The following is a 24,999-nucleotide window of genomic DNA, read 5'->3' as shown; positions in this document are numbered from 1 at the left end:
CATTGAATCACGGTCGAGTGTAGCGGAACCGTCGCGCGCCACACAACGCATTGCAACAACATTGATTGCGGGGTTGCCGGCCAGCGGCCGGTCGGTACCGGCCATTGCCCAGGGGTTGCCGGCCAGCGGCCGGCACTACTGGTGCGTCAATGCGGTGCGGTAACGCTCGGCCAGCTGCCCGACCCGGCGCACGTAGTACTGGGTTTCGCTGTAGGGCGGCACGCCACCGTGGCGGTCGACCGCGCCTTCGCCGGCGTTGTAGCCCGCCGCCGCCAGAGTCAGGTCGCCATTGAAGCGCTTCAACAACCACGCAAGATACTGCACGCCGCCACGGATGTTCTGCCCGGCATCGTAGGAATCACTGACCCCGAAGCGCGCGGCGGTCGGCGGCATCAGCTGCATCAGGCCCTGTGCACCGGCACGGCTGAGCGCGGTCGGGTTGTAGGCCGACTCGGCATGGATGATCGCGCGCACCACCGCCTCCTCCACGCCGAACTCGCGCGCAGCCGAAGTGATCTCGGCCTGGAAGGCCGAGGTGTTCAGCCGCACCGTGCCGAAGTCCACGCGCGGATTGACCCCGCAGGCGTAGCAGCGCTCGATGAAGCTGTAGCGGATGGTCCGCACCGGGCCAAGATTGGCCACCTGGGTTGGGCGCGCACTGGTGTAGTGGCGCACGCCGTCCTTCATGAAGGAATAGACCTGGCCACTGACCATGCGCCCGGCGCGCGGGGCGACCGGCTGTGCTGGAGCAGCTGCGGGCGCGGATGCAGGTGTCGGCGCGGCCGCTGCCGGCGTTGCGGCGCTGGCGGCAACGGCCACCGGATTGCGTTCGATGCTGGCCACCGCGGTCGGCGCCGACCTTGGCGCGGCCACCACGGGGCGCGGCGCCGGACGGGGGTCGCGGCTGTAGCTGATGGTGCTGCAGCGCGCACCCGCCACCCGCTTGCTCACATAACTGGTGACGCCGTCAGGGCCCTGGCACTTGTACAGGGTTCCGGCGCTGGCCGGCGCAGCGGTCAGCGCAGCGATGATGATCGCCGTTGTCCCCAGTATCCCCTTCATGGCGGCGAGTGTCCCAGCTTCGCCGGGGCTTGCCAAGCGATGTGGCTCAGCCTGTGACCGGCGGCACAGCCAGCACCTGGCCCAGCCCGGCCAGGCGCTGGGCCAGTTCGTCGCGCAGGCCTGGCGGAGTGGTCCACAGCGCCACCGGCACGCGGTCCAGGCTCAGGATCTGCGCCAGCATCATGCCCCGGCTCTCAGCACCCATGCGCAGCAGGCAGTGCTCGGTGCCGTCCGCCTCCAGCACCCCGCACCAGGGCGGAATGCGACCTTCCAGCTCGGCGCGGCTGCCGGCCAGGCGCAGGATCGCCTGCAGCGCGAACGGGGCCTGGCTGACTGCCTGCCGCACCATCACGTCCGGCGGCGCCGGGGTGCGCCGGTGCATGCCCGGCTCGGAGCACTCACGCACCTCGCCCATCCGGTCCACGCGCAGGGTGCGCCAGTCCTGCCGGCCCAGATCCCAGGCCAGCAGGTACCAGCGCCGCCCGTAATTGACCAGATGCTGGGCCTCGACCTCGCGCTGGGTCACCGCGTCCTGCGCACTGCGGTACTCGAAGGCCAGCCGCGCCGCCTGCCGGCAATGCAGGGCCAGCCGGCCCAGCAGGCGTGCATCGGTTGACGGAAGATCGGACAGGGTGGCCGTCGCTGCATGCACCTCGCCTGCCTGCTGGCGGCGACGGGTCGGCACCAGCGGATCGAGCTTGGACAGCAGGCCACGCGCGGTGTCGTCAATGCCGGCGACGGTGGCCGAGGCCGCGCGCAGGGCGATAGCCAGGGTGGTCGCCTCTTCCTCGTCCAGCAGCATCGGCAGCACCGGCGCCCCTGCCCCCAGCTGGTAGCCGCCGCCGACCCCGGATGAGGCCTGCACCGGATAGCCCAGTTCGCGCAGGCGCTCGATGTCACGACGGATGCTGCGCCGGTCCACGCCCATGCGCTCGGCCAACTCGGCCCCGGACCACTGGCGACGGGCCTGCAGCAGGGCGATCAGGCGCAACAGTCGATGGGCGGTATGGCGCATGAAGGATCGAGGACAGAATTCGTCCGCAATAGTGCCCCAGGATGAGCTCCAGTTCACCACCCACCGCAAGGAGCAATGCCATGACATCCCGCCAGATCACCCTGTACCACGCCGCCCGTTCACGCTCGAGCGGCGCCGTGGCCCTGCTCGAAGCGCTGGGTGCCGACTACCGCATGCAGGTGCTGGACCTGAAGGCCGGCGCCAACCTGGCCCCGGCCTACCTGGCCATCAACCCGATGGGCAAGGTGCCGGCCATCGTCCACAACGGCGCACTGGTGACCGAACAGGTGGCGATCTACCTGTACCTGGCCGACCTGTACCCGGAAGCCGGGCTGGCCCCGCCGATCGGCGACGCCCTGCGCGGCCCCTACCTGCGCTGGATGGCCTTCTACGGCGCCTGTTTCGAGCCGGCGATGATCGACAAGGCAATGCACCGCGAGCCGCCGCCGCGCCTGATGTCGCCCTACAACGACGCGGAGACGGTGCTGCAGGTGATCGAAGCCCAGCTGGCACAGGGGCCGTACCTGCTCGGCGAGACGATGAGCGCCGCCGACGTGCTGTGGGGCAATGCGCTGGCCTGGACCACCGCCTTTGGCCTGGTGCAGCCGGCGCCGGCAACGGCTGATTACATTGCACGGATGAGTGCGATGACCGCTTTCGACCGTTCGCGGCAGATCGATGCGGAGCTGGCAGCGGCCTGAGGCATGCCGACGGGCGCGGCCGGGCGCTACCGGGGGGGCGGACCCGGAATTCCAGTAGATCCACGCCATGCGTGGATGACCCGCCCGCCGTGCCTGCGGGACGGAAAGCAGCCAGGCATGGCCTGGCTCTACTGGGCCGGCGCACGCGCTGGGATGCGGGTAGAATTGCCCGCTTTCCCGCCACCCGAATGGATTAAGCGCCATGACCGGGACGCCAGACGTCTTTCCGCCCGCCACGCCGGGCGGTACCCCGCTCGTTGCCCTGCCCACCGGTCCGCGCAAGCCCGACCAGGTGAAAGGCAAGCTGTACATCAAGACCCACGGTTGCCAGATGAACGAGTACGACTCGGCCAAGATGGCCGACGTGCTTGCCGCCAGCGATGGCCTGGAACTGACCGACAGCCCGGACGACGCCGACGTCATCCTGGTCAATACCTGCTCCATCCGCGAGAAAGCGCAGGAGAAGGTATTCAGCCAGCTGGGCGTATGGAAGGGCCTGAAGAACAAGGGCCGCGAGGTCATCATCGGCGTGGGCGGCTGCGTCGCTTCGCAGGAAGGCGAGGCAATCATCAAGCGCGCGCCGTTCGTCGACCTGGTGTTCGGCCCGCAGACCCTGCACCGCCTGCCGGAACTGATCCGTGCACGGCGCGAGCAGAAGCGCCCGCAGGTGGACATCAGCTTCCCCGAGATCGAGAAGTTCGACCGCCTGCCCGAGCCACGCGCCGAAGGTGCTTCGGCCTTCGTCTCGATCATGGAAGGTTGTTCCAAGTACTGCTCGTTCTGCGTGGTGCCCTACACCCGAGGTACCGAAGTCAGCCGCCCGTTCGAGGACGTGGTGGTGGAGGTGGCGCAGCTGGCTGCACAGGGCGTGCGTGAGATCAACCTGCTCGGCCAGAACGTCAACGCCTACCGTGGGCCCTATGGGGACGGCGAGTTCGCCGACCTCGGCCTGCTGATCCGCACCATCGCCGAGATCGATGGCGTCGGCCGCATCCGCTTCACCACCTCGCACCCGCTGGAGTTCAGCGATTCGCTGATCGATGCGTTCCGCGACGTGCCGCAGCTGGCCAACTTCCTGCACCTGCCGGTGCAGGCCGGCAGCGACCGCGTGCTGTCGGCGATGAAGCGCGGCTACACCGCACTGGAATTCAAGTCGAAGATCCGCAAGCTGCGCGCGGTGCGCCCGGACATCTCGATCAGCTCGGACTTCATCGTCGGTTTCCCCGGCGAGACCGATGCCGATTTCGAGAAGACCATGAAGCTGATCGAGGACATCGGCTTCGACCACAGCTTCTCCTTCATCTATTCGCGTCGCCCGGGTACACCGGCTGCGGATCTGGAGGACACGATCAGCGATGCCGAGAAGCACGCGCGCCTGTCGCGCCTGCAGGAACGCATCAATGCGCACGCTGCCGGCATTTCCGAAAAGATGGTCGGTACCGTGCAGACGGTGCTGGTGGAAGGGCCCTCGCGGAAGAACCCGAACGAACTGACCGGCAAGACCGAGAACATGCGTTCGGTGAATTTCCCGGCGCCGGCACGATTGATCGGCCAGTTCGTGGACGTGGTGATCACCGAAGCGCTGACCAATTCGCTGCGCGCGCGGGTGGTGGCGGAATAAGGTTAGGGTGTGCCGACCAACGGTCGGCACCCACCGGAGTTGATGCCGGCCAGCGGCCGGCACTACCGGATGGCATGCCTCAATCCAATCGCTTGCGGAAACGCAGGATGGCCAGGGTCATCATCACCACGATGAAGGCCAGCAACGCCAGCGCATCGTGCCACAGCTCCCACAGCGAGGCGCCGCGCAGCATGATGCCGCGCACCAAGCGCAGGAAGTGGGTCAGCGGCAGCACTTCGGCCAGCCACTGCACCGGCCGTGGCATGCCGGCGAACGGGAACATGAAGCCCGACAACAGGATCGACGGCAGGAACAGGAACAACGTCATCTGCATCGCCTGGAACTGCGAGCGCGCGCGCGTTGAGATCAGCAGGCCCAGCGCCAGGTTGGCCAGCACCAGCAGCACCGCGCCCAGATAGATGTCCAGCAGGCTGCCGCGGATCGGCACCTGGAACAGCCAGGTGCCCAGCACCAATACCAGCGTGGTCTGCAGCAGACCGATGGCCGCATAGGGCAGCACCTTGCCGACCATCAGTTCGCTGCGCGACACCGGTGTGGCGATCAGCAGTTCCATGTTGCCGCGCTCGCGTTCGCGCACCACCGCTACGGCCGTGAACATCACCAGGGTCATGGTCAGGATCACCCCGATCAGGCCCGGCACGATGTTCACCGCCGAGCGCCGCTGCGGGTTGTAGAAACTGGTCACGCTGATCGGACCACCAGCGATGCTGCCTTCGCGCAGCGGCCGCGTGTTGCTGGCCGGTCGCGTATCCAGCGGCACCTGTGCCAGCTGGATCGCTGCGCTCTGTACCACGGTGTCGCTGCCGTCGACCAGCACCTGTACCGCCTCGCGTCCATCGAAGCGACGACGCTCGAAGTCGGCCGGCACCACGATACCGACACTGATTTCGCCACGGCGCAGCGCCTGCATCAGCTGATCGGGCGTATAGGCTTCGCTGCGCGGCGTGATCACGCCGGTGGCAACCATGTCCTGCACCAGCGCGCGTGACGCCGCACTGTTGGCCTGGTCGGCGACACCGGCGTTGAGATGGCGCAGGTTGAGATTGATCGCGTAGCCGAACAGCAGCAGCTGCATTACCGGGATGCCGACGATCATCGCCAGCGTGATGCGGTCGCGGCGCAGCTGCCGCAGTTCCTTGAGCATGATCGCCCACAGGCGGCGCAGGTTCATGCCGCCGGCTCCCGGCCACGGCCGCGGGTGGCCGCCACGAACACGTCTTCCAGGTTCGGTGCCACCGCCTCGATGCGGGCCTGCGGATCGGCGCTGGCCAGCGCGCGCCGCAATGCGGCGGCGTCCGCGACATCCTCGCTGCACAATACCCGCAGCTGGGTGCCGATCTGCGCCACGCTCAGCACGCCGGGCAGCTCAGACAGTGCGCGGCTGGCCTGGCGCGGCTGCGTCGAGGTGACCTGCAGCGTGCGGCCGTCCAGCCGTGCACACAGTTCGGCCGGCGTGCCATCGGCCACCAGTGCGCCACGATCAAGGATTGCCAGGCGATGGCAGCGCTCGGCCTCGTCCATGTAGTGGGTCGACACCAGCACCGTGGTGCCGGCATCAGCCAGCTCGAACAGGGCTTCCCAGAAATCGCGGCGCGATTCGGGATCGACCGCACTGGTCGGCTCGTCCAGGAACAGCAGTTCGGGCGAATGCACCACGGCACCGGCCAGGGCCAGGCGCTGCTTCTGGCCACCACTGAGCGTGCCAGCCAGTTGTGGCTGGCGGTCCTGCAGCCGGTATTGCTGCAGCAGTTCGTCGACCCGCTGCCGGGCCTGTGCGCGCGGCAGGTCCTGGATGGCGGCGAGGAACTCCAGGTTCTCGCGCACCGACAGATCTTCGTACAACGAGAAGCGCTGGGTCATGTAGCCGATGCGTCGGCGCAGCGCTTCGGCCTGCTCGGGAACCGCCAACCCCAGCACCTCGATCTGCCCTGCGCTGGGTTCCAGCAGGCCGCACAGCATGCGGATGGTGGTCGACTTGCCAGACCCGTTCGGGCCCAGAAAACCGTATACCTGTCCGCGCGGTACGGTCAGGTCGACGTTGTCCACGGCCAGCAGCTCGCCGAAGCGGCGGGTCAGGCCCTGCGCATGCACCGCGATGTCCGCACCGGTGTTCAGAAGCGCACCTGTACCGGAAGACCCGCTGGCAGTTTCTGCATGTCGCTGTTCCCGTCCACTTCAATCTCGGCCAGATAGCTCAGCCGTTCGACGTCATCGCCGGTCAGTGCGTAGTACGGCGTGAACGATGGTTCGCTACGGATCGCACGTACATGCCCCTTCAGCACGGTGTTGCCGCCTTCCAGCTGTATCTGCGCGGCCTGCCCGACCTTGACCTGCAGACGCAGCGGTTGCGGCAGGTAGACGCGCGCATAGGGGCGCTCGCCGACCAGCATCACTGCCAGCGGCGCACCGATCGGTGCCTGGTCACCCTGCCGGTAGGGCAATGCATCGACTACCCCGTCGCGCGGTGCACGCAACTGCAGCTTCTGCAGGTTCACGCTCTGTACCACCTGCTGTGCCCGTGCGGCATCGGCGGCCGCCTGGCCCTGGGCGATATCCTGCACACGGCTGCCGTGCACCCGCTCCAGCCAGGCCTGCTCGGCAGCACGCACGCTAGCTTCGGCATTGCCGGCGGCGGCGCGTGCTCGATCCAGTTCAGCGGCGGCAATCAAGCGCTGCTGTGCCAACGGCTGGACCCGTCGGTAATAGGCACTTGCTTCGGCAGCCTGTGCGCGCAACGCGGCCAGTTGTGCCTGGGCCTGAGCGATCTGCTCCTGGCGTGGGCCGATCTGCAGTTCTTCCAGCTGCGCCTGCGCACGCGCCGTATCAGCCTGCGCTGCGGCGAACTGCGCGTCTCCCCGCGCCGGGTCCAGCTGCATCAGCACGGTCCCGGCCTTGACCTGCTGGCCCTCGCGCACCTCCACCGTGGCGATCACTTCGGCCGCCGGTGCCGGCACCGTGATCCGGTCCCACTCCAGCGTGCCCAGCGCAGTCGGCGTTGACTGCCCACACCCCACCAGCAGGCCGATGCCCGCCAGTCCGATTCCACGCATCCCGTTGCCGATGCCCATGCCATCCCCTCCTGCGACGGCGACACGGTGCCATGTGCCCCGTGCACCCTCAATGATTCCAATCAGCCCTGACGGTTTTTTCACCACGCGTGGGCAAGCCTTTTGCTGCAAGGCTCCGCACCACCTATCCACAGGTTGATTCGGCATCATTCCACAACCATTGTGGAAATCCGGCACGACCTGGCGCTGTTGCTCGCCGGGCAACGAAACCTGCACTGCCATCACGATGAATGCCCCCCGCGCAGGCCACCCGTGGCAGTGCTGCCGTAGCGACCGGAGACCATGACGCTTTTTTCACCAGGACCTCATGGGCCTTGTGGCACAAGCATTGCGAAGGTCTATCCACAGGTTTCCGCGTGCCCCGTCCACACCGGGTGTGGAAAACGCTGTATCGACCGTCTGCTGGCCGTGTGCCCCGCACGCGCGCTACCCTTGTCCTCCCTGAATACACTGCGGTGGAAGGCGTCCGCCCCACCCCAAGCAATGAAAAGCATCGATCATCGAGACTTCACCCTGTCGCCGGAAGACAACGAGCGACTGGCCAACCTGTGCGGCCCCTTCGACGGGCACCTGCGCCAGATCGAGCTGAAGCTCGGCGTGGAGATCGCAAATCGTGGCTTCGTGTTCCGCATCAGCGGCCCCAACGAAGCCATCGTCGAGGCGCAGAAGCTGGTTGAAGCGCTGTACGCCGAAGCCGGCGAAACGACCTTCGACAACCACGCCATCCACCTGCGCCTGGCGCAGGCCAATGTCGAGCAGATCGCCGAGCGCTCCTACGAAGCGCAGGAGGTTGCGATCAAGGTCAAGCGCGGCACGGTGCGCGGCCGCGGCGCCAACCAGGGCCGCTACCTGCACCAGATCGCCACCCACGACATCAACTTCGGCATCGGCCCGGCCGGCACCGGCAAGACTTTCCTGGCCGTGGCCAGCGCGGTCGAGGCCCTGAATGAATCGCGGGTGCAGCGCCTGATCCTGGTGCGCCCGGCGGTGGAGGCCGGCGAGAAGCTGGGCTTCCTGCCCGGCGACCTGAGCCAGAAGGTCGATCCCTACCTGCGACCGCTGTACGACGCCCTGTACGAGATGATGGGCGTGGAAAAGGTGGTCAAGCTGCTGGAGAAGAACGTCATCGAGATCGCGCCGCTGGCCTACATGCGCGGCCGCACGCTCAACGATGCGTTCGTGATCCTGGACGAAGCACAGAACACCACCATCGAGCAGATGAAGATGTTCCTGACCCGCCTGGGCTACGGCTCCACTGCGGTGGTCACCGGTGACCTGACCCAGACCGACCTGCCCAAGCATGTGAAGTCCGGCCTGCGCGACGCCATCGACGTGCTGCGTGAGGTCGAGGGCGTCAGCTTCACCTTCTTCGAATCCCGTGACGTGGTCCGCCACCCGCTGGTCGCGCGCATCGTGAGCGCGTACGACCGCCGCGACCTGCATCAGATCCAACCTGGAGCAACTCCATGACCCGTGGTCCCGTGCGATTGGACGTCGCCGTCAGCTATGCCCTGCCGCGCGCCGGCCTGCCGGCGGCAGTGAGCTTCCGCAAGTGGGTGGCCGCCGCGTTGAAGGGCCGCATCCGCGAGGCCGATCTGGCCATCCGCGTGGTCGATGCCAAGGAAGGACAGTCGCTGAACCGCCATTACCGCGGCAAGGACTACGCCACCAACGTGCTCAGCTTCCCGGCCGAAGTGCCCGAAGGCCTGCCCAAGGGCGTCAAATTCCCGCTGCTGGGTGACCTGGTGATCTGTGCTCCGGTCGTGGCACGGGAGGCCGACGAACAGAGCAAGGCGCTCAATGCCCATTACGCGCATCTGACCGTGCACGGCGTGCTGCACCTGCTCGGCTGGGACCACGAGGACGACAAGGAAGCCGAGGCGATGGAGCAGCTGGAGCGGGAGATCCTGGCCGAGCTGGGCATCGACGATCCATACGCGGGCGAGCGCTGAGCGGGCCACCGCCCGTCGCCAGGAACACGAGAGGAACAAGGATGACCTCGGGAAACGGCTCAATGATGTTTGTGATCGGCGCCACCTTGTTCGCCATGCTGCTGGTGCTGGGCGCGTATGCCGTGCGCCGCATCAGCGCCCACGAACCCAGCGGCAGGCACTGGCTGCTGCGCAGCCTGGCCCTGCTCTCGCCCGTGTGCCTGCTGGCCGGGCTGGCGATCGGCATGATCGGCCCGCACCTCAGCGGACGGTTGGAACCGGCCCATCTCCCCGGTCTGCTTGAAACGTCGATGGTGCTGACGCTGGTGGGTGCACTGACCCTTCCGCTCCTGTGGCGGATGATCGTGCACCGCCGCCTGGGCCGCCCCGTGAACTCACTCCCGTTCTTCCACGCCGGCCGTACCTCGCTGCTGGTGCTGTTCGTGCTGGCTGTGATCTACATGAAAGTGGCCAGGACCGCCGCAGCGGAACTGATGCCCTGGCTGACCAGCCCGGGCCTGTGGCCGGCGGTGGCGCGCATTGCGGGGCAATCGATGCAGGTCGCCATGCTTGCGGTCGTGCTGACCCTCTCACTGATGGTCGTGCGGCGGGCGATGACCGGTTTCCTGCGCCTTCTCACCGGGCTGTTCCGGCGCTCGCCGGGGCTATGATGGCGGCCCTTCGCCTGCGGAAACCGACCGTGTCACTGCGCTGCTGCCTGCCCCTGCTCTGTGCCCTCGCCGCTCCCTCCACCTTCGCCACCAGCCTGGACCTGCCGGCCCTGATCGAATGCCGCCAGGGCGTGGCCGAGCAGGCCGCGCTGGCGCCGCTGCTGGCCGATCCGCTGAAGGCCGTGGCCCAGGGCCTGCAACCGCTGCCGCAGGGCAACCAGTTCATGAGCGAGTTCCGGCTGGCCAGCCCGATCACCGTCTTCGGCCAACAGACCGAGCGGGTGGCGGTGGCCGGCGCCAGCATCATGGCGGTGCTCGACCAGGCCGACCCACGCCCGCTGGCCAAACGGCTGGAATTGGAGACCGGCTACGACCAGGACGGCAAGTTCATGGCCGGCCGCGAACTGGTCAGCCGCGACGTGACCGACCCGAAGACCGGCGAGGCCCAGATCGAGTCGATCATCCTCAGCGTCTCCACCGTGGCCTCCCACCCCGGCAAGACCCTGGCCGGCTGCACCTACAGCCTGGACCTGCCCGAGGAGGAGCCGGCACCGGCCGCCCCAACCCCGGCCACCGGCAGTCACTGACAGGCCGTCACATCCTGCTAGACTTGGGTCAACGCCCGGCCTGCCGGGTGCCTTTTTTCCAGAGATGTCAGAAGACGACAGTAGTAGCTCCCCTGCGGAGCACAGTGAAAAGAAGCGCGGCTGGCTTGAACGCCTGACCTCCGCCTTCTCCGGCGAACCCCATACCCGCGACGAGCTGGTCGCTGTCCTGCACACCGCGCAGGAAGAGGGTCTGATCGCCGCCGATACCCTGAAGATGATGGAAGGCGCCATTTCGGTGGCCGAGCTGACCGTGGGCGACGTGATGATTTCGCGCTCGCAGATGGTCTCGCTGCCGGTTGAAGCGCCCTTCCTGGAACTGATGAAGCAGGTGGTCGAATCCGGCCATTCGCGCTTCCCGGTGCACGGTGAGAACAAGGACGACATCCTTGGCATCCTGCTGGCCAAGGACCTGCTGCGCGGCGTGGTTGCCGACAACGGCCCGGCCAACGTGCGCGAGCTGCTGCGCCCGGCGGTGCTGATCCCGGAAGCGAAGAAGCTCAACGTGCTGCTGAAGGAATTCCGCCTGTCGCGCAACCACATGGCCATCGTGGTGGACGAGTACGGCGGTGTCGCCGGCCTGGTCACCATCGAGGACGTGCTGGAACAGATCGTCGGCGAGATCGACGATGAGCATGACGAGGCTGAAGATCCCTCGGCGCAGATCGCCATCCAGTCCGACGGCCAGTACGTGGTCGACGCGCTGACCCCGATCGGCGACTTCAACGAGCGCTTCGGCGCGACGTTCTCCGACGAGGACTACGACACCATCGGCGGCCTGGTCACCGAGGCCGTGGGCCATCTGCCGGAAGTCGGTGACGAGCTGGCGCTGGATCGCTTCATGTTCCGCGTGGCCCGCGCCGATGCGCGCCGGGTACAGGCCTTCCACGTGACCGTGCTGCCGCCGGACGCGCAGGACGACGCTTGAAGCGCCGCGGCCTGATCCTCATGGTGTGGCTGGCACTGTGCGTGCTGGCCATGGCCCTGCCGCTGGCCGCCTTCGCGCAGCCTGCGGCAGCCACACCCACGCCTGCGGCGCCTGCCGCCAGCGCAGAAGCCCCTGCCCCGCGCATCGGCGTGGTGACCATGCAGCCGGGCACCGTGTTCTTCGAACGCTTCGGCCACGACGCCATCGTCGTGGTCGATCCGGTCAGCGGCGAGGCAACCTCGTACAACTTCGGCTACTTCGATCCGTCCGAGGACGATTTCATCAGCCGCTTCGCACGCGGCGACATGATGTATTACCTGGTGGCGCTGCCGTTGCAGCAGGACCTGTCGTACTACGACGAGACCGGCCGTGGCGCCAGCGTGCAGTGGCTGGACCTGCGCCCGGACCAGGCGCGTGCGCTGGCCGCCGACCTGGCCGAGCGGGCCAAGCCGGAAAACGCGCGCTACCACTACGATTACTACACCGCCAACTGCGCCACGATGGTGCGCGACACGGTGGACAAGGCACTGGGCGGCGGCCTGCAGTCACAGCTGTCGGGGCGCTCGCGCGGCAACACCTACCGCAGTGAATCGGTCCGCCTGGCGTCGCCGGCACCGTGGATGTGGCTGGGCTTCGATGTCGGCCTTGGGCCATTTGCCGACCAGCCGCTGTCGCGCTGGCAGGAAGCCTTCGTGCCGATGCGCCTGGCCGATGCGCTGCGCCAGGCACGCAACAGCGATGGCCGTCCGCTGGTGCAGTCCGAACAGGAACTGCTGCCGCATCGTATCGATCCGGAGCCGAAGGAATTCGCGCGCCGCTGGTGGCCGTGGCTGCTGCTCGGGCTGATCGTGGCCGGCGGCGTGCTGGCGCTGCGCAACCGCCCGCGCCTGCTGGCCGGGCTGGCCCTGCCGTTCTGGCTGCTGTGCGCCCTGTTTGGTGGCGTGCTGGTGTTCCTGTGGGGCTTCAGCATCCACTACGCCGCATGGGCCAACCGCAACCTGCTGTTGCTCTCGCCGCTGGCCGTGCTGCTGTTGCCGGGTGCAATCGCCCTGCTGCGCCGTCGCGTGCCAGGCCGCATGTTCAGGATCGTGTTGTGGCTGCTGGCGGTACAGGCGGTGGCCGCGCTGGTACTGCACTGGCTGAGCCTGCAGGCACAGTACAACGTGCAGTGGATCGTGCTGCTGCTGCCCGTCCACGTCGCGCTGGCATGGGTGCTGGGGCGTACTCCTCACTTGTCCAAAACACAGCCCTGACGCACGATGGCGGGCATGTCATTGCCCGCCTCTGCTGCCGCGCCCGCCTCGGCCAACCCCGCCTGCGTCATCAACTGCGTCCACTACGATGACGAGGGCAAACGCCACGACATCACCCTGGACGCCATCAGCGATGTCATTGCCAGTGGCAACGGCTTCGTCTGGGTCGGCCTGTACGACCCCAATGATGATGTGCTGTTGAAACTGCAGGAAGAGTTCTGCCTGCACGACCTGGCCATCGAGGATGCGCGCAACGCGCACCAGCGGCCCAAGGTCGAGACCTACGGCAATTCGATGTTCGTGGTGGTGACCACCGCGCAGATGGTCGACGAGCGCATCCAGTACGGCGAAACCCATGCCTTCCTCGGCCCGCGCTTCCTGGTGACGGTACGCCATGGCGCGTCGCTGTCCTATGCCCCGGTGCGTGCGCGGGTGGAACGCGAGCCGCAGCTGCTGAAGATGGGCCCGTCGTACTGCCTGTACGCGGTGACCGACTTCGTGGTCGACAACTACCTGCCCATCGTGCACCGCTTCCGCGACACCCTGGAGCTGCTGGAGAAGGACATCTTCGCCGACACCTACAAGCGCAGCACGGTGGTGCGGCTGTACGAGCTCAAGCGCGAGCTGAACAAGATGCGGATGGCGGTGGCGCCGCTGCAGGATGTGCTGGCGCAGCTGCGCCGCTACCAGGGCGAGCTGATCCCCGACGAAGTGAAGCTGTACATCCGCGACGTCCACGACCACGCAGTACGCATCAGCGATGTGATCGACACCCTGCGTGAGATGCTGGGCACCGCGCTGAGCGTGAACCTGTCGCTGGTGACGCTGGCGCAGGGCGAGACGGTCAAGCGGCTGGGTGCATGGGCCGCGCTGCTGGCGGCGCCGACACTGATCACCAGCTGGTACGGCATGAACTTCAGCCACATGCCGGAGCTGAGCGAGCCGTGGTCGTACCCGCTGATGATCGTGGGCGTGGGCGGTGTGTGCGTGGGGCTGTACCGGTTGTTCAAGCGCGCGAAGTGGTTGTAGCCCGCTTTGGGTAGTGCCGGCCGCTGGCCGGCAACCAGGCAATGCCGGCCAGCGGCCGGCTCTACCGTTCGGCATCAAGCCACGTAGACGGTCTTGATGTTCATGAACTCATGGATGCCGTGGTCGGCCAGCTCCCGACCGAAACCGGACTGTTTGCTGCCGCCGAACGGCAACCGCGCGTCGCTCTTGACGATGGCGTTGACGAACGCTGCACCACACTCCATGCGCTGCGCGAAACGTTCGCCGCGCACTGGATCGCGCGTCCACACGCTGCCGCCCAGGCCGAAGCGGGTGTCGTTGGCCACGCGCAGTGCCTCGGCCTCGTCAGCGACACGGATCACCGCAGCCACCGGCCCGAACAGCTCCTCGTCGTAGGCCGGCATGCCCGGGCCGACCTGATCGAGCACGGTGGCCGGATAGCCGGCATGTGTACCCGCAATCGGCTCACCACCCAGCAGTACCCGCGCACCCTTGGCCACGCTGGCCTGCACCTGCTTGTGCAGTTCGTCACGCAGATCGGCACGGGCCATCGGCGCCAGCGTGGTACCGCGCTCGTCCGGATCACCGTACTGGCGCTCGGCCGCGGCTTCCACGAAGCGGCGCGTGAACTCATCGGCCACCGCGTCGACCACGATGAAGCGCTTGGCCGCGATGCAGGTCTGCCCGCTGTTGTCGAAGCGCGACTTCACCGCCGCCGCCACGGTCTTGTCGAGGTCGGCATCGTCGAGCACCACGAAGGCATCGCTGCCACCCAGCTCCATCACCGACTTCTTCAGCTGGCTGCCCGCGTTGGACGCGATCGAGCGCCCTGCCCGCTCGCTGCCGGTCAGCGTCACCGCCTTCACCCGTGCGTCGCGCAGCACCTCGGCCGCCTGGTCGTTGTCGATGTGCAGTACATCGAACACGCCGTCAGGCAGGCCACCGTCACGGCATACCGCCAGGATCAGGTCGGCGCACTGCGGCACGTTGCTGGCGTGTTTGAGCAGGGCCACGTTGCCTGCCATGAACGCCGGGGCGAGGAAACGGAACACCTGCCAGATCGGGAAATTCCACGGCATCACCGCGAACACGCAGCCGATCGGCTCGTAGCGCACATAGCTGCGCTGGGCTTCGGTGTCGATCAGCTGCGGCTTGAGATAATCAGCTGCGTGGTCGGCGTAGAACTCGCAGGCCGCCGCGCACTTGTCGACCTCGGCCAGCGCTTCGGCCTTGAGCTTGCCCATCTCATGGGTCATCGCCTGCTGCAGATCGTCACGGCGCGCGCGTAGTTGCGCGGCGATCCGGCGCAGGATGGCACCGCGATCCTGCAACGAGTGATCAGCCCAGCCGGGGAAGGCATCGGCGGCGGCCTGCAGGCGCTGCTCGACGTCGGCAGCACCCATCAGTTCATGGCGGTAGGTCACCTGGCCGGTGGCCGGGTCGACAATCTCGACGGTCATGCGGGGTCTCCATCTGGTAGACCCCCATTGTGCGCCGCCGGCCGTGAGCCGGATGTTGCCGACGCTGTCGACAGACCGTGTGCTCAGCCGTTGTCCTGGCGTGCCAGCTGCAGGTCGCGCTGGCGCCGTTTCTCGGCACGCGCGTTGATGTACCAGCCGATCACGGCGGCGATCGATACCGCCGACACCAGCAGCGTGGCCAGTGCATTGATCTTCGGGCTGATGCCCATGCGCACCGAGGCGAACACCTTCATCGGCAGCGTGGTCGAGCCCGGCGTGGCGACGAAGCTGGCCACCACCACGTCATCCAGCGACAGGGTGAACGCCAGCAGCCAACCGGCCACCAGCGCCGGCGCGATGATCGGCAGGGTGATGCGCCCGAACACGGTCAGCCGGCTCGCGCCCAGGTCCATCGCCGCTTCCTCCAGCGACAGGTCCATTTCCTGCAGGCGCGAGGACACCACCACGGTGACGAAGCACAGGGTGAAGGTGACGTGGGCGATCCAGATGGTGGTCAGGCCACGCGCCGGGAAGCCGGGAATCGCACCCATCGAGGCCAGCAGCGCCATCAGCGAGAAGCCGAGGATCACGTCCGGCATCACCAGCGGCGCGGTCACCAGTGCGCCGAACAGCGGCTTGCCACGGAAGCGCTTGAAGCGCGTCATCACCATCGCCGCCAGCGTGCCCAGCACGGTGGCGGTACAGGCGGTCCAGAACGCCACCACCAGGCTGGTCCACATCGCATCCATCAGCGCGCGGTCGGCGAACAGGTCGCTGTAGGCGCGGGTGGAGAACCCGGCCCAGACCATCGCCAACCGCGAGCTGTTGAACGAATAGAACATCAACAACAGGATCGGCAGGTACAGGAAGGCGAAGCCGAGCAGCAGCACGCCCAGCCCGAGGCCCTTTGCGCTACGCGGGCTCATGCCTGCTTCCCTTCCAGCAGGCGCTGCTGGGAACGGTTGAACAGCAGGATCGGCACCAGCAGCAACAGGATCATCGCCACCGCCATCGCCGAGGCGCCCGGCCAGTTGCGGTTGTTGAAGAACTCGTTCCACAGCTGGCGGCCCACCATCAGCGTCTCCGAGCCACCCAGCATTTCCGGGATCACGAATTCACCAATGGCCGGAATCATCACCAGCATGCAACCGGCGATGATGCCGGCCTTGGACAGCGGCAGGGTGATGCGCAGGAACGCCTGCCACGGCTTGGCACCGAGGTCGTAGGCAGCTTCCAGCAGGCGGTGGTCATGCTTGACCAGGTTGGCGTACAGCGGCAGCACCATGAACGGCAGGTAGCAGTAGACGATGCCGATATAGGCGGCGGTCGGGGTGTCGATCAGCTGGAGCTTGGGCAGGCCCATGCTGGTCATCAGCGATTGCAGGCCGGTGAACTGCAGGAACTGGTCGAGCAGGCCGTTGCGGTCCAGGATCGCCTTCCATGCATACACGCGGATCAGGAACGAGGTCCACGACGGCAGCACCACCAGCATCATCGCCACGTTGCGCGCGGCCGGCGACAGGCGGGCGATGGCATAGGCCATCGGGTAGCCGATCAGCAGGGTCAGGAAAGTAGAGATCGCCGCGATCTTGATCGAGCTCAGGAACGCCTGCGCATAGATCGAGTCGCGGAACAGCGCCAGGTAGTTTTCCAGGTTCAGCTTCAGCGAGAAGCCGCCGTCCGCATACTGCAGCAGCCAGGTGTACGGCGGCGAGCCGACCCGGCTGAGCGAGAAGCTGATCATCAGCACGATCAGGAACGGCACTGCGAAGAACAGCAGCAGCCACAGGTACGGAATGCCGATCACCGTGGCACGCAGCCCCGGCAGCCAGCGCTTCAGGCCGGCGACGCTCATGAGGTCAGCACCACGCCGTCGTTGTCGCGCCAGTGCACCCACACGCTGTCACCCCAGGTCAGGCCATCGCTGGCCCAGCGCTGCGAGTTGGCGAAGTTGGCCAGCACCTTGGCACCGCTGGGCAGGCGCACGTGGTAGACCGAATGGCTGCCGAAGTAGGCAATGTCCTCGATCACGCCCTGCGCCTTGTTGGTGTGCCCTTCCGGCTCGTCCTTGCCGATCATCACCTTCTCCGGGCGCAGCGCGAACGCGACCGGCTGCCCTTCATAGCCGGTGATGCCATGGGCGATGTAGATCGGCGCCGGGAACAGCGGCGAGCGCACGGTCACGTACTCGGGAAGGTCCTCGTCGATCACCCCGTCGAACAGGTTGACCGAACCGATGAACTCGGCGACGAAGCGGTTGGCCGGCTGCTCGTAGACCTCGTCCGGCTTGCCGACCTGCTGGATCCAGCCGGCATCCATCACCGCGATGCGGGTGGCCATGGTCATCGCTTCTTCCTGGTCGTGGGTGACCATCACGCAGGTCACACCCGACGATTCGATGATGCTGACCAGTTCCAGCTGCATCTGCGAGCGCAGTTTCTTGTCCAGCGCGCCCATCGGCTCGTCCAGCAACAGCAGCTTCGGCCCTTTGGCCAGCGACCGCGCCAGCGCCACGCGCTGCTGTTGGCCGCCGGACAGCTGATGCGGCTTGCGCTTGCCCAGGTGCCCCATCTGCACCAGGTCCAGCATCTCGCCGACGCGCTTGCTGATCGCATCCTTGCCCAGGCCATCCTGCTTCAGGCCGAAGGCAATGTTCTGCTCGACCGTCATGTGCGGGAACAGGGCATAGGACTGGAACATCATGTTGACCGGCCGCTGGTACGGCGGCAGCGCGTCCAGGCGCTGGCCGTCGAGGGTGATGCTGCCCTTGGTGGGCGTCTCGAAGCCACCCAGGCAGCGCAGCAGGGTCGATTTGCCACTGCCGGAGCCACCGAGCAGGGCAAAGATCTCGCCCTTGCGCACGTCCAGATTGACGTCGTCAACGGCGACGAAACCGTCGAATTCCTTGCGCAGGTCACGAATGGAGAGATAGCCGGGCACACCGGTCGTGTCGACGACGGTGGCTACCGGCTGGGCTTCAACGGGCATGGGGGCTCCGGGAGCGGGCGGTGGACAGCGGCCGCCATTCTAACGGCCGGGGGGCCCAGGGGATATGACGGCGGCAGGCGGAAGCGGCCGCTGGCCAGCCCCGGGGGCCCTGGGGGTGTCGGTTTTCCCCCGCCATGGTGGCCTGTCCGCGCAAAGGCCCGGGCTCCCCTGGACGCCCCTGCGGTCGTCCCGGCCAGACACCACAGGCGACGCCTCCATCTGCAACGTTTTTCAGAACCGGATCTGTTGAAGGCCCGGGGCATTCCCCGCGCAATGGCCCGGATCAAGCCCTTGCATGGACCCACCCTGGTGACTTCCCCGGACAGCCCCTCCCGTTTCCCGCCCCGCCTGCCGGGCTCCCTGCCTGCAACGCTGCCGCTGGTCATCATCGGCGCCGGCCAGGCCGGGCTGTCCCTCAGCGCGCTCCTGCAGGAAGCCGGCGTCGAGCATCGCGTGCTGGAGGCCGAAACCGTGGGCGCCAGCTGGCAGCGGCGCTGGGATTCGTTCCAGACCAACACAGCCAACGCGACGATGGCCCTGCACGACCATGCCTATGCGGGCGACGACCCGGAAGGTTTCATGGGGGCCCCCGAGGTGATCCGGCGGCTGCGCGACTATGCCGACGAACGTTCGTTGCCGATCAGCGAAGGTTGTGCGGTTCAGCGGGTCACGCCCGAATTGGGCGGCTATGCCATCGAAACCAGCCACGGATTGATCCGGGCTGGGGCGGTTGTGGTCGCTACCGGTGAATACCGCCGCGCGCGGATGCCCCGGGTCCCCTTCGCGCCCGCGCCGGGTCTGACGGTGCTGCACTCCGGCGACTACCGCAGCCCCCGCCAGCTGCCCGACGGCGGCGTGCTGGTCATCGGTGGCGGCCAGTCCGGCGCGCAGATCGCCCAGGACCTGCGCGACAGCGGTCGCAGCGTGCACTGGTCACTGGCCCAGCGGCATTCGCATACCCGCCGGCTGCGCGGCAAGGACTCGATGACCTGGTGGGACATGGCCGGGCGTATCCACCAGCATGTGAGTGAAGCGGCCGCCGTCCTGGCCGGAGAACCGGATGCGCTGCGCAAGGCCCGTACCGCCGAATTTCCGCTGATTTCCGGCAAGGGGCGTGCCGGCCTGGGCAGCTCGATCAGCCTGCTGGCGATGCACCGCGCGGGCATCAGGCTGCTGGGCCGGTTGCAGGGCTTCGATGGAAATGTCGCCCGCTTCGCCGATGTGCGCCCGCAGCTGCGCACCGCGATCGAGGCGACACGGACCGAATATGCCTATCTCGATTCGCTGGCCAGCGCGTACTACGCCACGCGGCCCGAACCGCGCACCGACGATGCCCGCTACATTCCCGACGAGGTCTATCTGCATTGGGAGCCGGACGCCGCCCCGCGTGAACTGGATCTGCGGACGGAAGGCATCCGTTCGGTGGTGCTGGCCACCGGCTTCGTCGCCGAATGGCCGTGGCTCGACGTGCAGGGCGTGCTGGACGCACATGGCTATCCGCTCGGCGAGTTCGGCGTTTCACCGCATCCGGGGCTGTTCTTCATCGGCATGCACAACCTGCAGCGGATGAGTTCGTCGTTCCTGTGCAACGGCGGTCGCGATGCACGTGACCTGTTGCCGGCGATCCTGCGGCACCTTGACCAGGGCGGCGGTACCGCGCCCGGCCAAGGATGAAGCAATCCGCCGGGCATGGCCCGGCGGCGCCAGACCGGCTTAACGGCCGGTCTTCACCTCGGTCCACAGCCGGGTGTAGAGCTTGTCGGTTTCCGGCGTGTTGATCGAATAGGTGAACATCTTCTCGGCCACGTCGGCCGGCGGGTAGATGGTCGGGTCGGTACGGATCGCCTCATCCACCAGCGGGGTCGCGGTCGGCACCGGGTTGGCGTAGTGGATGAAGTTGGTGTTGGCCGCGGCAACCTTCGGCTGCAGCAGGTAGTTGATGAACGCGTACGCGGCTTCCGGATGCTTGGCATCCTTCGGGATCGCCAGCATGTCGAACCACTGCGGGGCGCCTTCCTTCGGGATCGAGTAGGCCACGTGCACGCCATTGCTGGCTTCCTCGGCGCGGTCGCGGGCCTGGATGATGTCACCCGACCAGCCCACCACCAGGCAGGTGCCGCCATTGGCCAGCGAGCCCACGTACTGCGAGGAGTGGAAATTCTGCACGTAGGGGCGGATCGACTTCAGCAGGTCGGCCGCCTTCTGCAGCTCGGCCGGGTCGCCACTGTGCGGGTCCAGGCCCAGGTAATGCAGCGCGATCGGGATCATGTCCGCCGGCGTGTCCAGGATGGTCACGCCGCAGTCCTTCATCTTGCTGATGTTCTCCGGCTTGAACACCAGGTCCCAGCTGTTGGCGATGTCGGTGCTGCCGCCGAAGCGCTGCTTCAGCATCTCCACGTTGTAGCCGATGCCGGTAGTGCCGATCATGTACGGCACGCCGTACTGGTTGCCCGGATCCTGGGTGGCGATGCGCTTCATCACCGCCGGGTCCAGATTGGCCAGGTTCGGGATCTTGCTCTTGTCCAGCGGCAGGAACACGCCGGCCTGAATCTGGCGGCCGAAGAAGTTCAGGGTCGGCACCACCACGTCGTAGCCGCTGTTGCCAGCCAGCAGCTTGGTCTCAACCATCTCGTCGCTGTCGAACACATCGTAGGTCACCTTGATGCCGCTCTCCTTCTCGAAGGTCGGGATGGTGTCCTCGGCGATGTAATCGCTGTAGTTGTAGACGTTCAGGACCTGGCTGTCCTGCGCGCCGCCGTTGCCACCGCTGCAGGCGGCAAGCATGGCGGAGGCCAGGCCGAGCGTGAGGATACGCAGCTTCATCGGGTGCTCCAGAATGCGGAAAGGGGGGCCGGCGGGGCCGGCGACGGGTGCCAGCCTACCCCCCGGCGGCGGATTTTTCTATTCCAGATGCTCAGACGTTCAGCAGCAGGAACTCGCGCTCCCACGAGCTGATGACGCGGAAGAAGGTCTCATATTCCTTGCGCTTGACCGAGATGTAGGCGCGGCAGAAGCGCTCGCCCAGCAGCGCCTGCAGCTCGCTGCACTGCTCCAGCCCGTCCAGCGCTTCGCCCAGCGAGCGCGGCAGGTTGTAGCCCAGTTCCTTGGCGCTGCCGGTCACCGGCGCATCCGGTGCCAGCCGCTCGCGGATGCCGAGCAGGCCGCAGGCCAGGGTCGCCGCCATCGCCAGATAGGGATTGGCGTCAGACCCGGCGAAACGGCTTTCCACGCGCATGTTTTCCGGCGTGTCCAGCGGCACACGCAGCCCGCAGGTGCGGTTGTCATAGCCCCAGTGCACGTTGCTCGGCGAGACCTCGCCGAACACCAGCCGGCGATAGGAATTCACGTTCGGCGCAAAGAAGGCCATCGCCTGCGGCACGTATTTCTGCAGGCCGCCCAGGTAGTGGCCGAACACCGGGCTGAACTCGCCTTCGGCATGGGTCTCGCCGGCGAACACGTTGCTGCCATCGCTCACCCGCACCAGGCTCTGGTGGATGTGCATGGCGCTGCCCGGCTCGTTTTCCATCGGCTTGGCCAGGAACGTGGCATACACCCCGTGGCGCATCGCCGCTTCGCGCATGGTGCGCTTGAACAGGAATACCTGGTCGGCCAGGTCCATCGCATCGGCATGGGTGAAGTTGACCTCCAGCTGTGCCGCGCCGGACTCGTGGATCAGCGTGTCCACGTCCAGCTTCATCGCATCGGCGTAGTCGTACATCAGGTCGAGGATCGGGTCGAATTCGTTGACCGCATCGATCGAGTACGACTGCCGCGCGGTTTCCGGACGCCCGGAGCGGCCGGCCGGTGGCAGCAGCGGGAAGTCCGGGTCGGTGTTCTTCTGCACCAGGAAGAACTCCAGCTCCGGCGCCACCACTGGGCGCAGGCCCAGCTCGGCGTAGGCGGCCAGCACGCGGCGCAGCACGTTGCGCGGTGCCAGCTCGTGCGGCTCACCGCTCTTGGTGTAGCAATCGTGGATGACCTGCGCGGTGGCATCGGCCGCCCACGGCACCATGCGCACCGTGTCCGGATCGGGGCGCAGCATCATGTCCGAGTCCGACGGCGAGGTCAGGTCGTAGTAATCGTCAGGGAATTCGCCAGTGACGGTGGTGGCGAAGATGCCCTCGGGCAGCCGCGTGCCGTAGTCGTGCGAGAACTTGTCAGCCGGAATGATCTTGCCGCGCGCGTTGCCGGTGATGTCCGGCACCAGGCACTCGACCTCGGTGATGCGCCGCTCCTTCAGCCAACGCAGCAGACTGCTTTCCTGCGGTGCGGGGGGCGTAGCCGTCTTGCGCGGGCGCGTTCGGGTACTCATCGGGAATCCAGTCGGTTCTGTTGGTGCTGCCGGCAAGCTTGGCCGAACGCACGGAAAATAGCGTGATAGAACGGCGAATCCATGACACGCCACTCCGGGTGCCACTGTACGCCGAGCACGAAATCATGGTGCAGGCTGCGTGCCGCCTCGACCAGGCCATCATCGGCCACGGCTTCGACCTGCAGCCCCTGCGCCAGACGAGCGATACCCTGCCCGTGTACCGAATTGACCTGCGTCCGGCCACTGCCGCTCCACCGCGCTAACCAGCCATCAGCGGCCAGGGTGACCGCGTGGGCCGGCCCATACTGCACCTCCACCGGCGCCTGCGGGTCTTCGCGGTGGTCGGCCAGGCCAGGCACCGCATGCACCTGCGGATGCAGGCTGCCACCCAGCGCGACGTTCAATTCCTGGAAGCCGCGGCAGATCGCCAGCACCGGCAGGTCCAACGCCAGCGCTTCGCGCAGCAGCGCAAAGGCGTTGGCATCCCGGGCCGGGTCGTGCGGATTGCCTGGCCAGCTGCGGCCGCCCTCGTAGTGCTGCGGTTCGATGTTGCTGACCGCGCCGGTCAACAGCAGGCCATCGAGCCCCTGCAGCCAGTGGCCAGCCGGCAAGGGCGGCTGCAGGCTTGGCAGTACCACCGGGGTCACCTCGGCCGCCTCGGCCAGCGCGCGCACGTACTTCTCGCCGGCCACCGCAAAGCGGTGATGGCCGAGCACGGTGCTGTCGGTGGGCAGGCCCACCCAGGGCAGGCGGCGCATGGGAAAACTCCTTGGCGTGCCGACACGTTACCCGTCGCCCGGCGAACGCGGCAAGTCGTCGCCGTCACACCATGGCCGTCACGCATCGGCGAAACTAAGCGCGTGAACGCTGATCGCCCTCCCCCGCTCCGCCCGTCCGTACTGCGCCCGCAAGGCCTGCGATGAGCGCCGCCTTCCCGCCCAGCTGGTACGCCGCCAGCTTGCCCGAGCCGCCCGCACTTCCCTCGCTGCAGGGGAATGTGCAGGCCGATGTCGCAGTGCTTGGCGCGGGCTACACCGGCCTGACCGCAGCACTGGAACTGGCTACGCGTGGCCAGCGCGTGGTGGTGCTGGACGCGCAGCGGATCGGTTGGGGCGCGTCCGGTCGCAACGGTGGCCAGGCGCTGGTGGGCTATGGCTGCGAGGTGGACGAGCTGGAGCGCCAGCTCGGCCGCGACGATGCGCGCCACCTGTTCGACTGGTCGCGTGACGCGGTGCAGGCGATGCGCACGCGCATCGATCGCCACGGCATCGACTGCCATTGGGTGGAAGGCCATGCCAGCGTCGCCATCCGTGAACGCCATGAGCGTGAACTACTGGCCAACTGCGAGCACCTGCAGCGCCACTACGACTACCCGATGCAATGGTGGGACCGTGATGCCCTGCGCGCGCAGCTGGACAGCCCGCGCTACCGCGCCGCGATGTTCGACCCGCTCAGCGCGCACCTGCAACCGCTGGCGTATGCACGCGGGTTGGCCGATGCGGCGCGCGCGGCCGGCGTGGTGATCCACGAGAACTCCGCGGTGACCCGCGTGCAGCGGGGACCACAGCCTTCCCTGCATACCGCTCAGGGCAGCGTGCGCGCTGCGCATCTGGTGGTGGCCGGCAACGCCTGGCTGCAGGGCCTGCTGCCCGAGCTGGAACGGCGGATCATGCCGGTGGGCACCTATATCGGCGCCAGCCAGCCGCTGGGTGCTGAACGCGCCCGGGCCCTGATCGGCAACAACATGGCCGTGGCCGACACCGCATGGGCTCTGGACTACTTCCGCCTCAGCCACGACCACCGCCTGCTGTTCGGCGGCCGCGCCAGCTACTCGGCCCTGCCCCCACCCGGCCTGCGCGGGGTGATGCAGCGGCGCATGCACCAGGTGTTCCCACAGCTGGCCGACGTGGCACTGGACCAGGTCTGGGGTGGTTATGTGGACATCACCCGCAACCGCGCCCCGCACTGGGGCCGGCTGGACGGCAACCTGTACTTCGCGCAGGGGTTCTCCGGCCATGGGGTGGCCGCCGCCGGGCTGGCCGGCGAGGTGATCGCCGCCGCCATTGCCGGCCAGAGCGAGCGTCTGGACGTGTTCCAGCGCCTGCGGCATGCGCCCTTCCCCGGTGGCCGGCTGCTGCGCACGCCGCTGCTGGTGGCGGCGATGTCGTGGTACAAGCTGCGGGATGCGTTGTGGTGAGGCAGTGAGCTGACACGGAGAGATTCCGAAGAACCGGCAATTCCTGGTCCTCCACGGCATGTGAAGAGCACTCATCCAGGAGGGCGTGACGGAATTCTCATTTGATCGGCAGATCGCATCGGCAATTGCATTATCTATTTCATGCCGATACCGTCCCT

Annotated in this window: 23 protein-coding genes; 11 read left to right on the top strand and 12 right to left on the bottom strand. The window is 67.2% G+C overall.

Annotated elements, in window-relative coordinates; genetic code table 11:
* Positions 1-135: 135 nt before the first annotated feature.
* Positions 136-1,062: a lytic transglycosylase domain-containing protein gene (locus tag ACZK5G_RS07695; RefSeq protein WP_478465913.1), complete on the bottom strand. Its 927-nt coding sequence runs from the start codon at positions 1,060-1,062 to the stop codon at positions 136-138.
* 46 nt (positions 1,063-1,108) lie between these two features.
* Complete coding sequence (locus ACZK5G_RS07690) at positions 1,109-2,077, bottom strand: helix-turn-helix transcriptional regulator (protein ID WP_478465911.1); 969 nt, start codon at positions 2,075-2,077, stop codon at positions 1,109-1,111.
* 80 nt (positions 2,078-2,157) lie between these two features.
* Between ACZK5G_RS07690 and ACZK5G_RS07685 the strand changes: the two genes are divergently transcribed.
* Positions 2,158-2,778, top strand: a complete 621-nt coding sequence (locus ACZK5G_RS07685; protein ID WP_012510589.1) for a glutathione S-transferase family protein — start codon at positions 2,158-2,160, stop codon at positions 2,776-2,778.
* 202 nt (positions 2,779-2,980) lie between these two features.
* Positions 2,981-4,399 (top strand): tRNA (N6-isopentenyl adenosine(37)-C2)-methylthiotransferase MiaB, encoded by a 1,419-nt coding sequence (gene miaB, locus ACZK5G_RS07680; RefSeq protein WP_049463570.1) that lies wholly within the window; start codon positions 2,981-2,983, stop codon positions 4,397-4,399.
* Positions 4,400-4,478: 79 nt separating this feature from the next.
* On the opposite strand, the gene ACZK5G_RS07675 is transcribed toward miaB, so the two are convergent.
* Genes ACZK5G_RS07675 through ACZK5G_RS07665 form a run of 3 tightly spaced genes read right to left on the bottom strand, consistent with a single transcriptional unit; the run spans position 4,479 to position 7,488 of the window.
* Positions 4,479-5,591: an ABC transporter permease gene (locus tag ACZK5G_RS07675; protein ID WP_478465909.1), complete on the bottom strand. Its 1,113-nt coding sequence runs from the start codon at positions 5,589-5,591 to the stop codon at positions 4,479-4,481.
* A complete protein-coding gene (locus tag ACZK5G_RS07670; RefSeq protein ID WP_049399907.1) occupies positions 5,588-6,511 on the bottom strand; it encodes an ABC transporter ATP-binding protein in 924 nt (307 codons plus the stop codon). Before ACZK5G_RS07670 ends, ACZK5G_RS07675 begins: the two co-directional genes overlap by 4 nt.
* Before the next feature lie 20 nt (positions 6,512-6,531).
* Positions 6,532-7,488: an HlyD family secretion protein gene (locus ACZK5G_RS07665; RefSeq protein WP_032130231.1), complete on the bottom strand. Its 957-nt coding sequence runs from the start codon at positions 7,486-7,488 to the stop codon at positions 6,532-6,534.
* 483 nt (positions 7,489-7,971) lie between these two features.
* On the opposite strand from ACZK5G_RS07665, the gene ACZK5G_RS07660 reads away from it, so the two are divergent.
* The 7 genes from ACZK5G_RS07660 (at position 7,972) to ACZK5G_RS07630 (ending at position 13,905) form a co-directional block, all read left to right on the top strand.
* On the top strand, positions 7,972-8,958 hold the full coding sequence (locus ACZK5G_RS07660) for a PhoH family protein (protein WP_019337148.1): 987 nt from the start codon (positions 7,972-7,974) through the stop codon (positions 8,956-8,958).
* A complete protein-coding gene (gene ybeY / locus ACZK5G_RS07655; protein WP_049399905.1) occupies positions 8,955-9,440 on the top strand; it encodes an rRNA maturation RNase YbeY in 486 nt (161 codons plus the stop codon). The genes ACZK5G_RS07660 and ybeY overlap by 4 nt, the downstream gene beginning before the upstream one ends.
* Positions 9,441-9,481: 41 nt before the next feature.
* Positions 9,482-10,090: a hypothetical protein gene (locus ACZK5G_RS07650; protein WP_478465907.1), complete on the top strand. Its 609-nt coding sequence runs from the start codon at positions 9,482-9,484 to the stop codon at positions 10,088-10,090.
* On the top strand, positions 10,090-10,677 hold the full coding sequence (locus ACZK5G_RS07645; RefSeq protein WP_478465905.1) for a hypothetical protein: 588 nt from the start codon (positions 10,090-10,092) through the stop codon (positions 10,675-10,677). Before ACZK5G_RS07650 ends, ACZK5G_RS07645 begins: the two co-directional genes overlap by 1 nt.
* Before the next feature lie 64 nt (positions 10,678-10,741).
* Complete coding sequence (locus tag ACZK5G_RS07640; protein WP_005408827.1) at positions 10,742-11,623, top strand: HlyC/CorC family transporter; 882 nt, start codon at positions 10,742-10,744, stop codon at positions 11,621-11,623.
* Positions 11,620-12,876: a lipoprotein N-acyltransferase Lnb domain-containing protein gene (locus ACZK5G_RS07635; protein ID WP_478465904.1), complete on the top strand. Its 1,257-nt coding sequence runs from the start codon at positions 11,620-11,622 to the stop codon at positions 12,874-12,876. The genes ACZK5G_RS07640 and ACZK5G_RS07635 overlap by 4 nt, the downstream gene beginning before the upstream one ends.
* Positions 12,877-12,882: 6 nt before the next feature.
* On the top strand, positions 12,883-13,905 hold the full coding sequence (locus ACZK5G_RS07630; protein ID WP_012510579.1) for a magnesium and cobalt transport protein CorA: 1,023 nt from the start codon (positions 12,883-12,885) through the stop codon (positions 13,903-13,905).
* 74 nt (positions 13,906-13,979) lie between these two features.
* Here ACZK5G_RS07630 and ACZK5G_RS07625 read toward each other — a convergent pair whose 3' ends face one another.
* From ACZK5G_RS07625 to ACZK5G_RS07610, 4 genes are all read right to left on the bottom strand, one after another.
* The gene (locus tag ACZK5G_RS07625; protein ID WP_478465903.1) at positions 13,980-15,344 is read right to left on the bottom strand and encodes an NAD-dependent succinate-semialdehyde dehydrogenase; all 1,365 of its coding nucleotides are present in this window, start codon (positions 15,342-15,344) and stop codon (positions 13,980-13,982) included.
* A gap of 83 nt (positions 15,345-15,427) precedes the next feature.
* The gene (locus ACZK5G_RS07620) at positions 15,428-16,270 is read right to left on the bottom strand and encodes an ABC transporter permease subunit (RefSeq protein WP_008267688.1); all 843 of its coding nucleotides are present in this window, start codon (positions 16,268-16,270) and stop codon (positions 15,428-15,430) included.
* On the bottom strand, positions 16,267-17,199 hold the full coding sequence (locus ACZK5G_RS07615) for an ABC transporter permease subunit (RefSeq protein ID WP_032130238.1): 933 nt from the start codon (positions 17,197-17,199) through the stop codon (positions 16,267-16,269). The genes ACZK5G_RS07620 and ACZK5G_RS07615 overlap by 4 nt, the downstream gene beginning before the upstream one ends.
* Complete coding sequence (locus tag ACZK5G_RS07610; protein WP_132809742.1) at positions 17,196-18,332, bottom strand: ABC transporter ATP-binding protein; 1,137 nt, start codon at positions 18,330-18,332, stop codon at positions 17,196-17,198. The genes ACZK5G_RS07615 and ACZK5G_RS07610 overlap by 4 nt, the downstream gene beginning before the upstream one ends.
* Before the next feature lie 273 nt (positions 18,333-18,605).
* Between ACZK5G_RS07610 and ACZK5G_RS07605 the strand changes: the two genes are divergently transcribed.
* Positions 18,606-20,006 (top strand): flavin-containing monooxygenase, encoded by a 1,401-nt coding sequence (locus ACZK5G_RS07605; protein WP_478465901.1) that lies wholly within the window; start codon positions 18,606-18,608, stop codon positions 20,004-20,006.
* A 39-nt stretch (positions 20,007-20,045) separates the two neighbouring features.
* On the opposite strand, the gene ACZK5G_RS07600 is transcribed toward ACZK5G_RS07605, so the two are convergent.
* The 3 genes from ACZK5G_RS07600 to ACZK5G_RS07590 all read right to left on the bottom strand — a co-directional run bounded on the left by ACZK5G_RS07600 (position 20,046) and on the right by ACZK5G_RS07590 (position 23,402).
* A complete protein-coding gene (locus ACZK5G_RS07600) occupies positions 20,046-21,155 on the bottom strand; it encodes a polyamine ABC transporter substrate-binding protein (RefSeq protein ID WP_004151739.1) in 1,110 nt (369 codons plus the stop codon).
* Positions 21,156-21,246: 91 nt separating this feature from the next.
* Positions 21,247-22,644, bottom strand: a complete 1,398-nt coding sequence (locus ACZK5G_RS07595; RefSeq protein ID WP_478465899.1) for a glutamine synthetase family protein — start codon at positions 22,642-22,644, stop codon at positions 21,247-21,249.
* Positions 22,641-23,402: a gamma-glutamyl-gamma-aminobutyrate hydrolase family protein gene (locus ACZK5G_RS07590; RefSeq protein WP_478465897.1), complete on the bottom strand. Its 762-nt coding sequence runs from the start codon at positions 23,400-23,402 to the stop codon at positions 22,641-22,643. Before ACZK5G_RS07590 ends, ACZK5G_RS07595 begins: the two co-directional genes overlap by 4 nt.
* Before the next feature lie 161 nt (positions 23,403-23,563).
* Here ACZK5G_RS07590 and ACZK5G_RS07585 point away from each other — a divergent pair, with 161 nt between their 5' ends.
* Positions 23,564-24,841 (top strand): NAD(P)/FAD-dependent oxidoreductase, encoded by a 1,278-nt coding sequence (locus tag ACZK5G_RS07585; protein ID WP_329810192.1) that lies wholly within the window; start codon positions 23,564-23,566, stop codon positions 24,839-24,841.
* Positions 24,842-24,999: the final 158 nt, after the last annotated feature.

The sequence above is a fragment of the Stenotrophomonas sp. 62841_Sma genome (assembly GCF_056482945.1).
This window is presented reverse-complemented; position numbering and strand designations above follow the sequence as displayed.

Bases quoted from the DNA above. Each gene is read 5' to 3' on its own strand.
- ACZK5G_RS07585 (WP_329810192.1), top strand. From the start codon at position 23,564: ATGAGCGCCGCCTTCCCGCCCAGCTGGTACGCCGCCAGCTTGCCCGAG.
- ACZK5G_RS07665 (WP_032130231.1), bottom strand. From the start codon at position 7,488: ATGGGCATCGGCAACGGGATGCGTGGAATCGGACTGGCGGGCATCGGC.
- ACZK5G_RS07640 (WP_005408827.1), top strand. From the start codon at position 10,742: ATGTCAGAAGACGACAGTAGTAGCTCCCCTGCGGAGCACAGTGAAAAG.
- ACZK5G_RS07660 (WP_019337148.1), top strand. From the start codon at position 7,972: ATGAAAAGCATCGATCATCGAGACTTCACCCTGTCGCCGGAAGACAAC.
- ybeY (WP_049399905.1), top strand. From the start codon at position 8,955: ATGACCCGTGGTCCCGTGCGATTGGACGTCGCCGTCAGCTATGCCCTG.
- ACZK5G_RS07685 (WP_012510589.1), top strand. From the start codon at position 2,158: ATGACATCCCGCCAGATCACCCTGTACCACGCCGCCCGTTCACGCTCG.
- ACZK5G_RS07690 (WP_478465911.1), bottom strand. From the start codon at position 2,077: ATGCGCCATACCGCCCATCGACTGTTGCGCCTGATCGCCCTGCTGCAG.
- ACZK5G_RS07600 (WP_004151739.1), bottom strand. From the start codon at position 21,155: ATGAAGCTGCGTATCCTCACGCTCGGCCTGGCCTCCGCCATGCTTGCC.
- ACZK5G_RS07650 (WP_478465907.1), top strand. From the start codon at position 9,482: ATGACCTCGGGAAACGGCTCAATGATGTTTGTGATCGGCGCCACCTTG.
- ACZK5G_RS07610 (WP_132809742.1), bottom strand. From the start codon at position 18,332: ATGCCCGTTGAAGCCCAGCCGGTAGCCACCGTCGTCGACACGACCGGT.
- ACZK5G_RS07615 (WP_032130238.1), bottom strand. From the start codon at position 17,199: ATGAGCGTCGCCGGCCTGAAGCGCTGGCTGCCGGGGCTGCGTGCCACG.
- ACZK5G_RS07625 (WP_478465903.1), bottom strand. From the start codon at position 15,344: ATGACCGTCGAGATTGTCGACCCGGCCACCGGCCAGGTGACCTACCGC.
- ACZK5G_RS07605 (WP_478465901.1), top strand. From the start codon at position 18,606: ATGGCCCGGATCAAGCCCTTGCATGGACCCACCCTGGTGACTTCCCCG.
- ACZK5G_RS07675 (WP_478465909.1), bottom strand. From the start codon at position 5,591: ATGAACCTGCGCCGCCTGTGGGCGATCATGCTCAAGGAACTGCGGCAG.
- ACZK5G_RS07620 (WP_008267688.1), bottom strand. From the start codon at position 16,270: ATGAGCCCGCGTAGCGCAAAGGGCCTCGGGCTGGGCGTGCTGCTGCTC.
- ACZK5G_RS07590 (WP_478465897.1), bottom strand. From the start codon at position 23,402: ATGCGCCGCCTGCCCTGGGTGGGCCTGCCCACCGACAGCACCGTGCTC.
- ACZK5G_RS07695 (WP_478465913.1), bottom strand. From the start codon at position 1,062: ATGAAGGGGATACTGGGGACAACGGCGATCATCATCGCTGCGCTGACC.
- miaB (WP_049463570.1), top strand. From the start codon at position 2,981: ATGACCGGGACGCCAGACGTCTTTCCGCCCGCCACGCCGGGCGGTACC.
- ACZK5G_RS07630 (WP_012510579.1), top strand. From the start codon at position 12,883: ATGGCGGGCATGTCATTGCCCGCCTCTGCTGCCGCGCCCGCCTCGGCC.
- ACZK5G_RS07595 (WP_478465899.1), bottom strand. From the start codon at position 22,644: ATGAGTACCCGAACGCGCCCGCGCAAGACGGCTACGCCCCCCGCACCG.
- ACZK5G_RS07645 (WP_478465905.1), top strand. From the start codon at position 10,090: ATGGCGGCCCTTCGCCTGCGGAAACCGACCGTGTCACTGCGCTGCTGC.